The organism is Citrobacter sp. Cpo142, from assembly GCF_030332425.1.
Lineage (GTDB): Bacteria > Pseudomonadota > Gammaproteobacteria > Enterobacterales > Enterobacteriaceae > Citrobacter > Citrobacter portucalensis.
The window spans coordinates 36,210-47,929 of record NZ_JAOWHW010000144.1 but is presented as its reverse complement, the minus strand read 5'-3'; the positions used below and the strand labels follow the sequence as shown (position 1 = coordinate 47,929).

Sequence of the window (11,720 nt, the reverse complement as noted above, 5' to 3'; positions counted from 1 at the left end):
TAGATAGTTATTAAAACATCCTTTAATAACAATATCACTAGTTAAAAAAAGCTTTAATACAGAGGCTGACTCTGTTTATCTTGGCGTCGGTGGTTCCCAGGTATTCTGATGTGAAGCTTGAGCATCCGGAGCATAACTGCTTTGATTCAACACATTTGTGAATTGTTGCTCATGCTCAACACGTAGCTGGTCTACATCCGGCCGTGCGATATGGTATTCAGCTTCATCGCGGTGGTTCACATTGTGCCATGCCACCATTTTGGCAAATGCTGTATTGAACTGTTCATCATTCCCTTCTGGTGCCATCGCGACGGTCGGAGAACGACTGAAGAGAACCGGTGCGACTTTGACCATATCCCGCTTCAGCGAATCGTAATCGCCGGTGTTTCTGAAAATAACCCTGTCGCCATAGTCAGTGCAAATGTGACGACCTGTCTCCGGATCCCGGAACTGGACGCGACCATTTTTCTTCAGTGAAGCCTGTAGGCCAGGTACACCGGAATACATCGGCGTACCACCAGGTTCACAGATAACAACACATCTGCTGTCTGTAGTGGATTTCACTGCATTACCACGACGATCCTTGTAATCCCATCCCCTTAGCTGTGATATCGCAGCCTTGTCACCTTTCACCGCTTCAGCTTCAACCCACTGCCGGTAAGACGGCGGATACCATGTTCCCTGTCCGATGAGTTCAGCGCGTTCAGCTTTCATAGCTTCTTTCAGTGTAATCAGAGCCTGCATACGCTGCAGTTCTACAATATGGTAATACAGCTTTCTCACCAGAGGGTCTCGATGTTCGATACGGATGCGCGCTTTACGCATCCGGCATTCATCATGTATAGCCTGGTAGCGCTCACGACCACGCAAATCCGGACGCTGCCAGTTAGCCCGCCAGGCTGCATAACGGGCTTTCAGATCTTCTCTTGCAGCTGCGCGCGCTTCACGGCGCTGGCGACGCAATTCAGGGTCACGTTTCATACCAGGAATATCGCGATCGCTCACGGCCAGTTCCGGATTGTAACGGCTTACCGGCTTAACACGTTCAAAGATGTCTGCCGGCACTGGAACAAATGAACCAGCATGAGGTTCCGCACGCGCAAGTGTAAGATCCGGATGAACATGACTTGCCTTAACAGGAGTCTGTTCGCGATTATAGGCATCCATCACAACCAGCCCCTGCTGCTCACGAACTAACAACAACCCTTGTTTCGCAAACTGTTCATGACAGCGTTCCCAGGAAAAGTGTTTACTGCTTATAAGCGTTTCAATCTCCTGACGGCAGTGCGAAACAGCATAGCCCCAGAGGCTTTCCTTATCGGAGAAAATCTCGCGTTTCAGGGCTCCCTGTGGACCCGATCCTGTACGCAATTTTCGCCATTCCCGATCGGAAACTGGAGTTGCTTCCAGACCGCCACCAGTGAACTGTTCTGCAGGAGGAACCTGCTGGAAAATGTCTTTTGGTACCGGCTTCCAGCCACCTTTATACGAGTCCAGGACCGCTTTCGTTAGCGCAGGCCATACCCGTTCTGCCCTGACTGGTGTGCGCGTTGGATCATATCCATCACAGATAACCAGTCGATCATGTTGTTCTTTAAGATACAAACCCGACTTTGCGAGGAGTGTATGTACCGACTGTATAGTTCGTTGCGACGGGTCCTGATCAAGTGCAATCAGCGGTGCGCGTAAACGTGCGGTCGCATAGTCAGTTAAGGTATCTTTCTCTGTCATTCGTTCAGGACGCGACGGCACTGTAATTTTCTCAGGTTCGTAACGGCCAACAGCCTGGACTTGCGAAAAGATATCCTGTGCAGGAGGAGTAAACTCACCCAGTTTACGAATAAGTTTTTCGGTATCGAAAGCGTGACCAAATGCCGAAAGCGTTACGCCAGGACGCTCACTGTCCCAGCCATCCTTCACTTTCAGCTCGCCGTTATCCGCTGACAGGAACAAACCTTCTTTAGCAAAACGCTGATGGAGAGAAGACCAGTCAGTCACAGGTGCTTCCCGTAAACCGGCTATAGCAGTGTCAGCGATGTATTCTCTCAGGCTCTGAATACGACCACGCTTCCAGGCACTTTGACGATCACGTTCAATCGAAGTACGACGAACAATACGATTGTCAGGTGCAATCACATAGCACCCATTATCGGGCGAAAAGCCATGCTTAAGCTCCAGCTCACGGCAGGCCTTACTCAGTTTTTCCTGGCTGTAAGCGAGACGGTTAAGATAACCGGTCTCCGGGTGAACGCGGTTTACAGCGATGTGAACATGCAGATTATCCGTGTCAGTGTGAACGGCAGAGACGAACTGATGGCCGGCTAATCCTAGGCGAGAAAGCGTATGGCTGACCGAATCATAAATCTGTTCTGGACGTGGGCTTTCATGCGACTGCCAGCTCAGAATATAGTGGAATACAGGATCACTTTTGTTATGGGCGAACTTCGCTTTACGGGCCGAGAACTCCATCTCTTCGGCTGCGCTTTCAATTGACGTACAGTTGTGGAAACAGGTCACGCCGTAAAAATTTACCCATTCACTGCCGTCCGGCATCACGTCAACAAGCGAGATAAACGACTCATCACGCAGTTTCGTGGCATAATCAACAAGACGAGAAAAGCGACTGCTGTGCGGCATTTCCGGTTTTGTTCCGGATGCTTTAACAGCTTCCATCAAATCATCATCGCGCGGTTCATCACGAACAGAAACGTAAGACACCAAATCCCCAAAGGAGGACTTTCCGTCTTGTCGTTTCGGTGGAATAACTGCGATCATGATGTTCTGATTCTCTCCGTACTAGTCGTTGCTCATAAGTTTTTTTCTGAGCGTGGTGGACAATTCTGATATTGCTACAAGGACCGTGGAGTATTCTTTATCCCCGACTCTTTTCCCTTCAACAAACAGATGCTTTTGCAGTCTTCCCAGCCTCAATAGCTCAGTCATAAAGCTGTCGTCGATGAGTGAAATGACCTTTCTGTTCATCGCAGCGTTACGAATGTAAGCCGATACGCTTTGTCCAACCTCTTCCGCTTTCCCTTCAATTTCTTCGATTTCATCAGGGGTAAACCTCAGAGTCTTGATAACGGTTTTCTGCCGTTTATCACTTCCTCTTCGGGATACTTTGTCGCTCATGTGTGCTCCTTACTCGGGTGTCGGGGCGGAGCCCTGACCAGGTGGCATTTGTAATATCGTGCGTGCGCGGTATTACAAATGCACATCCTGTCCCGTTTTTTCGGCCATTATACGCTTCGCTGGCTGTTTCGCCTAGTGGCGATTTGACGGCATCGGCAGTGCGAGACACTGCCACTTTTTATTTGGCAATGGTATGATTGACATGAAAATCATAGCGGCAATATGTGAAAGGAAAAATTTGATATGGCAGATAAAAAATGGTTCACAACGGAAGACGTTGAACTGGCAAAAATGACGTTAGATTCTCTACCTGATTTAACCGAGAAACGTCTTACCAAATCCGACGTATTGAATAAACTGCAAGACCAGATAATTTTGCTTTCTGGTCATAAAGGCTATTCTGTAGATGATATCCGTTCGGCTTTAGAGGGTGTGGGTATCCAGACAAGTGTTAAAGCTATTCGTGAAATATTAAGTAAGCAGAAAAAAACAACAAAAGGGGCAGGTTTTTCTCGTAACAGAACGACTAAAAATTCTAATCAAACTCCAGTGAATCAAGAAAGTTAAGAATTTTTACGGAGAACACTGGAACCTGATGAGAGGCATTATTTTACCACGATAGTGGTTAGATAATTCCGAACTGTGTAATTAGCTGAAAACTGATTCAATACCTGAGTTTGTCACGCCCAGCACCATAATTAGCGGGAGTTTCCTCCCGCATTGCATCATTCATGACTTCAACTTTTGCATCATTTCTGCCATTCCCCACAATGCACGGTTCAGTTTTACATCCCCATCAATTCCGGTCACTGCACGTGTACGCTGTCTCTTTCCTTGCGCTGTTTTTCCCAGTAAACCACCCTTTGTCATATTCTCCTGAACACGCTGATACGTCGTCCAAAGATCATTAGATTTATCTTCATTTCGGCGAACATTGAGCAAATCGGATGGTGCCAGAGGGATGTGCTTTCCTTCTGAGTTTTCATCATAACGCCAGCCCAGAGCGGTCTGTGCAAAAATTTCCTGCTCCTCGCGTGTCAGCGCGGTGTCTTTCATTATTTCTCGTGACTCTGTTATTTCGTCAAAAATTCCCAGAACCTCGTATGCACCTTCTATAACTTGCTCGACTACATCGCCTTTGTGCGGGACACGGATCTCCCCGAACGTCTGCCCGCAAATCATCCCGTTGGTGCAGACGAAGCGGAACATTCCCGGAATCATCTGATAACTGCTGCTACCATCGTGGCTATTCAAAAGAATTATTTCCGGAACCTCTTTACCTGCAATTTGCCCGGCGCGACGCAAACGCATCATATGTTTGGTGTGACCACGTTTTCCTTCATCACGGGTGCGTGTCTGGCAAGCAAAGAACGGCAGGAAACCTTCTTCGCGCAATTTTTCCAGAACGGTAATCGTTGGAATGTACGTGTAGCGTTCGCTACGGGAATCATGTTTGTCCTCGGAAAAAATACTCGGAACAACATGCATCAGTTCATCGTTCGTCAGTGGACGTTCGCGACGGATGACATTCATTGATGCAAAACGAGATGCTAAACGGGCCATAGTGATTCTCCTCATGATGATTAGAAAATTGCTTCTGCCGTCGCCTTTTTGATGATGATTCACCATCGCGGGTGGCCGTTCCCGTGATAAAGCGAACGGCCTGACCTACAAGGAGGAGATGCAAGGGTGCAGCAGGAAGCCGCAGCGCAAGCGACCAGAGGGAGTGCGAACGGGTGAGTGATGTGCCCTTGCATAGACTCCGGGTCGGGCCAGAGTCTTTCACGGGTAAGGCAGCACGCGGTGAGCAAAGTACTCAAAAGGTGAAAGCTGGAATTATCCGGCGGGCGAAGCCCGTTTCCTTTCTGGGGCCGCCAGGTGGCCCCAGTCAGGGCGGCGCTGTCGGGACGGCAGCTGCAAGCCCGTGCGCCGGAGGTGGAGAATTATGCCCGGGCGTGCCGGGCTGATACTTACCAGTCAAATACTGGCGCACCTTCCACATTATCCCCCACAGATGAGAAATGGATCATGCTAATATTGGCCTGCTTAATAGACCGATAAATTAACGCCCGTGTGGTTCGTGAAATGCCCAGACGTTTCAGCCGGAGAAGCGGACGTGTGGGAGCATCGAGGCGCAGAAGATACCCGACATCGGTATCCAGAATCCACGGCCATTCGTTCTCTGATTGGGTCAATTCCTGCAATAAATAATTATCTTCTAACGTGATATGAGATATTCGACATTCCATAACCGGGCGCAGCATCATACGCGGAGCGATGATACTTTTCCCCCATCCCAATGAATCCGTAATATCGTTCCACGCCCATTCATCATCACCAGGAACAGGGCACTCCAGCAACTGGAAAGGAACCCCGATTTTCTCCGCAATTTTCTTACCTATCGAGATCACATCCTCATTACGTTCCTGAAGATCGCGGCCTGCAATATATTCACCATCCAGATAAATGGCCTCCTCGCCGTTCTCAAGACGGATACCTGTTACGCCGCGTGGCGCATTTTGTAGATAATATTTTGGCATTGGTTATTCTCCGCAATGGCGATCAAAAGCCGCCCCGTTGCGGGGCGGCGGCTGTCAGATGTAGCCCAACTCGGCGTTCACGGTAGTCATGAACTGCTGCCAGTATTCAAATCGCAGCGCAGGTACATGCGCGCGGCGGCCACTCTTCAGGGCGTTTACAAACGCCTTCGCCTGTGCGACTATTTGCGGGTCGAAAATCATAGTTAACTCCTTTGGTTTTGATGAGGACCAGTTGCATCTGGTCTGGAAGAAGCAGAGTTCGCGCTCTGCTTTTTTATTGCCTGTGATCCGGTAATCCTTTCTGCGTCGATGACGCAAGCCTTCAGTTGTTCCCCCCCGGCTCCTTCTGCCGTCTCTTTTTTCTTCGGCTTCCGGGCCAGAACGAAACGCCCTCATTGCGCAGACGATCCGGCAGCGCCCGAAAGAGGCTGCAAGGGTTAAGGACTTATTTTTTCTGCGTCACACCGGAAAAAATCAGGCCTTAAGCAGCTCTGCTGCGACCCTTTCAGACGCTTACGGGAGATGTCAGTCTGCATCAGCAATGAGAGGCTTTCGTGCGTGCGGAGGGGAAAAAGGACGGCAGAAGAAGCCGGTGAAGCCGGCTTTCCTTAGCGGACGCCAGCGGCGGCCAGTGAAAGCGGCGCGGCCGGAACGGTCGCAGCAAGCGCGGGGGTTGCCGTTCGACATCGGACACTAGCGAATAGCCCGAAACCGCTTGCGGGTTCGGCGGAGCCTGGCCGGTGCGTCAGCAGCTGCCCGGCGGAGTGTGGCCTGACGACCCGGCGCGCTGGCGCGACGGGGAGCCGAAGGGGGCGCACCTTTCGCATTTTCCTTTCTCTTTTCGCTGTCAATTTCAACATCAAAAAAAGTGCAATTTCTGCACCTTTTAACCTTCAAAAAAACCATAATTTCATTATAAAATAAGTGCAATTTCTGCACTTTTTTAAGGATAAATAATGACAGGTTACGAGCTTCGACTCTGGAGAAAAGGCCTCGGCTGGAGCCGTGACAAGGCGGCTGAACAACTGGATATCAGCCTGCGAACCTATAAAGACTACGAAAACGCGCCCCGCCTGAAACGTAGCATTGCGCTGGCAACAGTGACGCTATCACTACAGGACCAGCTGCCCCGATTCAGACAGAACCGGACCAGCGGCGACAAAATGCGTGAAATGCTCAATACGATGATCGATGATGCGATCCATCCGGATTAACGGCCCTTCCCTGCGGGCCTCCCCTGCAACGTGTCCTGCACATATTTTTGCGCCATATTCCAGACTCGCGCTTCATCTTTGCTCAGTTCCTCTGAATCAATGGCTTCACAGGTATAGTAAGCATCCCATGGCGGCGGATGACTGACCGCTTTGGGCATATTCAGCAGTTCAACCGCCGCGCGAACTGCCGGAAGCACATCACCCGAATCGATCCCTTCATCAAAAATTATCTCTGTGCCCATCGCCACGTTATCCTCCAGCCACGCCAGCAGGATTTCCAGTTTGTGGGGTTTGCTCATACGTCCTCTTTCGGTGTGGCCCGGCAATCGCCGGGCCTGATTTTTCAGTCAATGGCCCGGTAAATCAGATCGCGTTCCGGGTGTTTGATGATGCTGATATAGTCCTTCAGCGCGTCCTGACGATCGACAAGCCCCTGGCAGACTTTCGCCATGCGCTCCCCCATTTCATAGACCTGCCAGTTCAGACGATTGAGGGACATCAGTGTCGCAATGATCCCGGCGGCCTCCGCTGAAACCTCAGCATCGAAGTAATTTCCCGGCATGGTCACGTGATACACCCCTTCCGGCGGTACCAGATACCCGGTCGGTCGGGTAATACAGTCCTCAGTCCATCCGTCAATTCGACCGCTGATACCACGCGGAACGGCAAAGTAACGCCAGAAACCTCCGTCATACTGGCTATGTACCTGTAACCAGGAGGCGACCAGCTGGTCGCCCTGCGGCGTGAAGAATAATTCAGGAATAAAGGCCAGACGCTGGCGCGGGTCAGTGATTTCAATGCTGGCAGTCGGGGCAATCATTGTGGAAGTCATCATTATTCGGCTTTCCTTAGTGGCCGCCAGTGGCGGCCAGTTTAAGTGGCGCTGCCGGAACGGCAGCTGCAAACGCTATACGTCAGGCGGCAATATCGAGGCCGTACATAAAGTCCTTCATTGCTTTCATGCGTCTCTGGAACTCCAGCTTGTTTTTAAAGTCGTTCCAGTAATAAACCGGGGTATACCGCGCACGATGCAGGTTCATTGTCAGCGTGTTGCCTGTGATAACTTCCGCCGGGATACCCAGTAACGAAAGCTGAACAAACGCCATATCGGCGGCGATCGGGTCAATATCGATACAGCTTCCGAACATGTGATTCGAATGGTCATATCCGGCATCTAACAGGCATTCGGCATAGGCGATAATCATCCCCGCCGCGCCGCTCGCAGGGTCACTGACGGTGACAAAACCCTCGCGGCGGATCGACTCTTTCACGCCGGGCATCATCATTCGTGCCATCATCGACTGAACGGAATACGGCGTGAAGTATTGCCCCATGCCATTAGATCCCAGCTCCAGCTCCATGAAAATCGCGCCGAGAAAATCATGAAATTTGGCATCGAGCGCGCACACCATCAGGATGAAAAGATCATGCATTTTCTGAATATCTGCGGCCTCGTAGCGCTCGCAGACTTTGCGGCTACGCTCGATATTCTCCGGTGTAAGAATCCGCGCCAGATCCAGCTCACTGGCAGAAAGCGTGATGAAATCGCAGAACACATCCCAGCGGCGCATATAACGCGCGGTATCGTTAAACAGGCGGATAAACTGCTTACGTGCTGCATCCACGTGCATCAATCCGATAATCGGCTTCTTTTTGGAAACCGGAACAATTGGAATAACGTTGTCAGACTCACGCGCCTGGTTGAAAAATTCTGCAAAACTCAGTTGTGACATAGTTCCCCCTGCTTGCCGCCCCTTCAGGGGCGGCTCCGTGTATCAGTGTGTTTTCTGGCTTTCAGGAATGAAGGTCGCTTTGACCTTCGCCACAATGACGGCGTGATTCAGGTGGCTGTAATCACGCAGACGGAAATAACGCTTGCCGCAGCGCACGAAAATATCAGTCACGTTCCCGCAATACATTTCCTGCATCATGAACGTTTCAGTGTCCTGCGCGGTGTCGCTACGCCAGTTCATTGGCGGCATCATCCCTGCCGCGTCATGGAACTTGTACACGTCGATTTCGACGGGTGCAGTGACAGCCGCTTTTTCGCGGGTCAGCCAGTAGGCGCGCTCGGCCTCGGCGGTCGCGTTCATGTCCAGCGTGTGGGTCGGTTCGGTCTGATATACGTGCATAAGGATCTCCTTTCTTTTAATCACATCACCCGTTGAGTTACGGGAGCCGCGGTTTTGACGTTTTGCGGGAACCTGCTGAAGTTTCCCGGGTTGTTTCACTTCACCCGTTTGAGAACCTTCGCCGCAGGTGCAGCACGCCACCGGCCGACGCCGGAATCCGGGGCGGAAGCGCAAAGTTTTTACCTGGAAAAAGTTTTCGCTGGAGAGCGGCAGCGGCCCTGGATGACAAGGAGGACTGTGGCGTGATTCAGCACCCAGGAGGAGGATCTCAAAGGGAGAACGCACAACGGAGAAGACGAGCCGGGACCCGCCGCAACGGCGATACGCGGCAGCGTAGCGATGTTGCCCTGCAGAATCCCGTCGCCGGCGACGGGATGGTGAGAGCGGCGTGGCCGGAACGGCCGCAGCAAGCGTGGGGTTGACCTTCTCCATCGGACACTAGCGAATAGCCCGAAACCCGCAGGGGTTCGGCGGAGCCTGGCGGGTGCGTTAAGCAGCTGCCCTGGCGGAGTGTGGCCTGACGACCTGGCGCGCTGGCGCGACGGGGAGCCGAAGGTGGTCGGGTTCTTCGCCTTTCTGGTTTGAAACAGCAAAAATCCGGGAGAAAATGGCACAGCTATCAGGGAAAGTGGTACAGAAGTGAGTAAAGAGAAACAGACGGCAGGAAGAAAGCGGAAGACGACTAAATGACCATAATGAGGACATAAACGGAGGGGAGGATGGGAGGCGCGCAGCGCCTCTCCCCCGCCCTTCCAGCTGGGCGCCCTGCAGCAGGTTGTTCATGCCAGGCCAGACAGGGAAAAGGGCCTCCCTGCGAACAGGGAAGCCCTTCTAAAAGCGCTTGCGGCAATGGTCCGACAACATCCGATACCCTGAATGGCGGGGGTTTCCCCCCGCCGGGGTTAGCTACTTAGCGGATTCGTAAGCCAGTATTGCAGCGACCTCCCGTTCTCCGTCCTTCAGCCTGATTTCGCAAAGCGATTTTCGGGTCAGGTATGTGAATGCCAGCAGTGTTAAACACACTATAAGCACACACCAGATAACGGGACTTCGCGGCAGTTTCATGGCCTTCTTCTCCTTGCCTTACGGCATCTAAGAGGCTATCCTGATGGTGTCGATTCATGCAGGGGCCTCGGTTAATGAAAATTAACTGGGGCTTTTGTCTTTCTGCCTCACGACACAGGTACAAACCACCGGAACATCCTGAGGCAAAAAGCCTCAAGCGCCACCGCCATTATACCGTTCATCCCTCTTTCTGCCCAGGAATAGGCAGCTAACTGTCTTAATTTATCCTGCTTATCCGTCTTCCCGGGGATCGCCCTCCCCTCTGGCCCACTCAGTAATCTGCTCATCCAGCACGGCAAGTTGCGGGTATACCGCCTCAGCCAACAGATAAAAATCTGTCTCCAGTCCGCCATGCCAGTCGGCCCATTCGGCAGACATATCATTCAGTTTGTCGACGATGGTCTGCAGCTTCTTACGCTGACTGCGTGCGAGTTTCAGTTCCTCGCGGAACGGGTTTCGTTTTCTCACGGCCAGACCTCCCGAAGAGTGATCTTGTTCGGTACCATCCAGCGTTCAAGCTCGCGTTCTTCAGGCGAACTGGCTCCCGCAACGTCGTGAACATCCAGCACAACCTCCAGCGCCGACAGGTTATACCCGCGAACCAGAGATGCCAGTGACGGACAACGTTCTGTCCACGCCCACAGCATTTTTTCCAGATCGTAGTCCCGGATATCCTGTTGTGACCAGTGGGCATACCAGGTGCGGATAGTCTCCGGTGTGTGAAATGCCAGGTCAATTTCGGCCTGCCCGGTCAGATTGTCATACTTCTCTTCCCGCTCTCTTTCTCGGCGTGCCTCCTGACGGCTGTATAGATCATCTTCACGCTGGTAACGGCTTGCCTGACGCTCTCCCACACTGAACGCCTGCTCCGGAAACAGCGATGTCACCATCGAGGTATCAAGCGGTGAATAACAATGCCGACCCCGCGAGCGAATCAGAGTATCAAATGCTTCCTCATACTGAGCGAGCGGGACTTTGTCGTCCTTGTACCAGTACACGCCGCGTACCTGGTTAATGGCGCGACCGCTAATTTTGCTGCTCCCACACAGGAACCGGAAAAAGGCCCGGGCATAAGGGTGCGGCGGATTACCGAACCGCCTGTCCTTCTGGGTTGTTTCCTCAACGTGCATAATGGCACGGAGTGCAGCTTCACGTTCTGGCAGTTGCGTCACAAGAGAGAGATGGCGTGGAATGCTCATGCTGGTATCTCCTCTTTCAGAATAGACATGATGTCGCATAGTCCGTATCCATCCCAGTGAAGGCCACTGATCTGGCACAAAATGCGGCTGATTTCACTGGCATCGAAGAACGAGGACTGGTGAACACAGGCCAGACGCTCTCCCTGAGACATGGAAATCAGCACAAGCCAGTAATCACTGATTTCACCAGGGCTGCATACCACCACTTCAAAGCGCTCATGTTCGGGGGTAAAGCGAATCTGAACCGGAAACAAGCCGCCGAACTCACTGCGAAATTCTCCGTTCATGTCCCATTTGTCAGGAAGCGCGAAGGAATTCATGACGGCATTAGTGAGTTCACTGCGATACTGAAAACCCGCTGCTCGATGGGCTTCAAACTCTTCGGCGGTCATCGCGGCAAGACGGGAATGATGAATACTCATAGGGTATCTCCTTATT

The 11,720-nt window shown here is 51.9% G+C and carries 15 protein-coding genes and 1 pseudogene; 2 read left to right on the top strand and 14 right to left on the bottom strand.

Annotated elements, in window-relative coordinates:
• Positions 1-75: 75 nt before the first annotated feature.
• Together OGY18_RS24010 and mobA are read right to left on the bottom strand one after the other, a co-directional pair.
• Positions 76-2,775, bottom strand: coding sequence for a relaxase/mobilization nuclease domain-containing protein (locus OGY18_RS24010; protein WP_048227654.1), 2,700 nt, complete (start codon positions 2,773-2,775; stop codon positions 76-78).
• Positions 2,776-2,796: 21 nt separating this feature from the next.
• The gene (mobA, locus tag OGY18_RS24005; protein WP_048227655.1) at positions 2,797-3,132 is read right to left on the bottom strand and encodes a plasmid mobilization protein MobA; all 336 of its coding nucleotides are present in this window, start codon (positions 3,130-3,132) and stop codon (positions 2,797-2,799) included.
• 243 nt (positions 3,133-3,375) lie between these two features.
• On the opposite strand from mobA, the gene OGY18_RS24000 reads away from it, so the two are divergent.
• Positions 3,376-3,699: a hypothetical protein gene (locus tag OGY18_RS24000; RefSeq protein ID WP_069325148.1), complete on the top strand. Its 324-nt coding sequence runs from the start codon at positions 3,376-3,378 to the stop codon at positions 3,697-3,699.
• Positions 3,700-3,861: 162 nt separating this feature from the next.
• On the opposite strand, the gene OGY18_RS23995 is transcribed toward OGY18_RS24000, so the two are convergent.
• The 3 genes from OGY18_RS23995 to OGY18_RS23985 form a co-directional block, all read right to left on the bottom strand.
• Positions 3,862-4,695, bottom strand: coding sequence for a DUF932 domain-containing protein (locus tag OGY18_RS23995; protein ID WP_053389752.1), 834 nt, complete (start codon positions 4,693-4,695; stop codon positions 3,862-3,864).
• A 407-nt stretch (positions 4,696-5,102) separates the two neighbouring features.
• Entirely contained in the window at positions 5,103-5,672 is a 570-nt protein-coding gene (locus tag OGY18_RS23990) for a DUF5983 family protein (protein WP_069325150.1), read from the bottom strand.
• A 54-nt stretch (positions 5,673-5,726) separates the two neighbouring features.
• Complete coding sequence (locus OGY18_RS23985) at positions 5,727-5,873, bottom strand: hypothetical protein (protein ID WP_048227658.1); 147 nt, start codon at positions 5,871-5,873, stop codon at positions 5,727-5,729.
• A 755-nt stretch (positions 5,874-6,628) separates the two neighbouring features.
• Between OGY18_RS23985 and OGY18_RS23980 the strand changes: the two genes are divergently transcribed.
• Complete coding sequence (locus OGY18_RS23980; protein WP_053389750.1) at positions 6,629-6,886, top strand: helix-turn-helix domain-containing protein; 258 nt, start codon at positions 6,629-6,631, stop codon at positions 6,884-6,886.
• Here OGY18_RS23980 and OGY18_RS23975 read toward each other — a convergent pair.
• The 9 genes and pseudogenes from OGY18_RS23975 to psiB all read right to left on the bottom strand — a co-directional run bounded on the left by OGY18_RS23975 (position 6,883) and on the right by psiB (position 11,704).
• Positions 6,883-7,185: a DUF957 domain-containing protein gene (locus tag OGY18_RS23975; RefSeq protein WP_053389749.1), complete on the bottom strand. Its 303-nt coding sequence runs from the start codon at positions 7,183-7,185 to the stop codon at positions 6,883-6,885. The two genes, OGY18_RS23980 and OGY18_RS23975, sit on opposite strands and share 4 nt — an antisense overlap.
• A 44-nt stretch (positions 7,186-7,229) precedes the next feature.
• Entirely contained in the window at positions 7,230-7,721 is a 492-nt protein-coding gene (locus OGY18_RS23970; RefSeq protein WP_053389748.1) for an antirestriction protein, read from the bottom strand.
• Between the two features lie 79 nt (positions 7,722-7,800).
• Positions 7,801-8,619, bottom strand: a complete 819-nt coding sequence (locus OGY18_RS23965; protein ID WP_053389747.1) for an N-6 DNA methylase — start codon at positions 8,617-8,619, stop codon at positions 7,801-7,803.
• Positions 8,620-8,661: 42 nt separating this feature from the next.
• The gene (locus OGY18_RS23960; RefSeq protein ID WP_040231230.1) at positions 8,662-9,018 is read right to left on the bottom strand and encodes a hypothetical protein; all 357 of its coding nucleotides are present in this window, start codon (positions 9,016-9,018) and stop codon (positions 8,662-8,664) included.
• A gap of 906 nt (positions 9,019-9,924) precedes the next feature.
• Positions 9,925-10,050 (bottom strand): type I toxin-antitoxin system Hok family toxin, encoded by a 126-nt coding sequence (locus OGY18_RS23955; RefSeq protein ID WP_228719026.1) that lies wholly within the window; start codon positions 10,048-10,050, stop codon positions 9,925-9,927.
• A pseudogene (locus tag OGY18_RS23950) lies at positions 9,992-10,141 on the bottom strand (DUF5431 family protein); the annotation flags it as partial. The pseudogene OGY18_RS23950 and the gene OGY18_RS23955, both read right to left, overlap by 59 nt.
• Before the next feature lie 173 nt (positions 10,142-10,314).
• Positions 10,315-10,551, bottom strand: a complete 237-nt coding sequence (locus OGY18_RS23945) for a hypothetical protein (protein WP_048227663.1) — start codon at positions 10,549-10,551, stop codon at positions 10,315-10,317.
• Entirely contained in the window at positions 10,548-11,282 is a 735-nt protein-coding gene (locus tag OGY18_RS23940) for a plasmid SOS inhibition protein A (RefSeq protein WP_048227664.1), read from the bottom strand. The genes OGY18_RS23945 and OGY18_RS23940 overlap by 4 nt, the downstream gene beginning before the upstream one ends.
• Complete coding sequence (psiB, locus tag OGY18_RS23935; RefSeq protein WP_053389746.1) at positions 11,279-11,704, bottom strand: conjugation system SOS inhibitor PsiB; 426 nt, start codon at positions 11,702-11,704, stop codon at positions 11,279-11,281. The genes OGY18_RS23940 and psiB overlap by 4 nt, the downstream gene beginning before the upstream one ends.
• Positions 11,705-11,720 lie beyond the last annotated feature (16 nt).

Excerpts from the sequence above, each read along its gene's own strand:
- OGY18_RS24000 (WP_069325148.1), top strand. The coding sequence starts at position 3,376 with ATGGCAGATAAAAAATGGTTCACAACGGAAGACGTTGAACTGGCAAAA.
- OGY18_RS23985 (WP_048227658.1), bottom strand. The coding sequence starts at position 5,873 with ATGATTTTCGACCCGCAAATAGTCGCACAGGCGAAGGCGTTTGTAAAC.
- OGY18_RS23975 (WP_053389749.1), bottom strand. The coding sequence starts at position 7,185 with ATGAGCAAACCCCACAAACTGGAAATCCTGCTGGCGTGGCTGGAGGAT.
- mobA (WP_048227655.1), bottom strand. The coding sequence starts at position 3,132 with ATGAGCGACAAAGTATCCCGAAGAGGAAGTGATAAACGGCAGAAAACC.
- OGY18_RS24010 (WP_048227654.1), bottom strand. The coding sequence starts at position 2,775 with ATGATCGCAGTTATTCCACCGAAACGACAAGACGGAAAGTCCTCCTTT.
- OGY18_RS23970 (WP_053389748.1), bottom strand. The coding sequence starts at position 7,721 with ATGATGACTTCCACAATGATTGCCCCGACTGCCAGCATTGAAATCACT.
- OGY18_RS23965 (WP_053389747.1), bottom strand. The coding sequence starts at position 8,619 with ATGTCACAACTGAGTTTTGCAGAATTTTTCAACCAGGCGCGTGAGTCT.
- OGY18_RS23980 (WP_053389750.1), top strand. The coding sequence starts at position 6,629 with ATGACAGGTTACGAGCTTCGACTCTGGAGAAAAGGCCTCGGCTGGAGC.
- OGY18_RS23995 (WP_053389752.1), bottom strand. The coding sequence starts at position 4,695 with ATGGCCCGTTTAGCATCTCGTTTTGCATCAATGAATGTCATCCGTCGC.
- OGY18_RS23990 (WP_069325150.1), bottom strand. The coding sequence starts at position 5,672 with ATGCCAAAATATTATCTACAAAATGCGCCACGCGGCGTAACAGGTATC.
- OGY18_RS23960 (WP_040231230.1), bottom strand. The coding sequence starts at position 9,018 with ATGCACGTATATCAGACCGAACCGACCCACACGCTGGACATGAACGCG.
- psiB (WP_053389746.1), bottom strand. The coding sequence starts at position 11,704 with ATGAGTATTCATCATTCCCGTCTTGCCGCGATGACCGCCGAAGAGTTT.
- OGY18_RS23940 (WP_048227664.1), bottom strand. The coding sequence starts at position 11,282 with ATGAGCATTCCACGCCATCTCTCTCTTGTGACGCAACTGCCAGAACGT.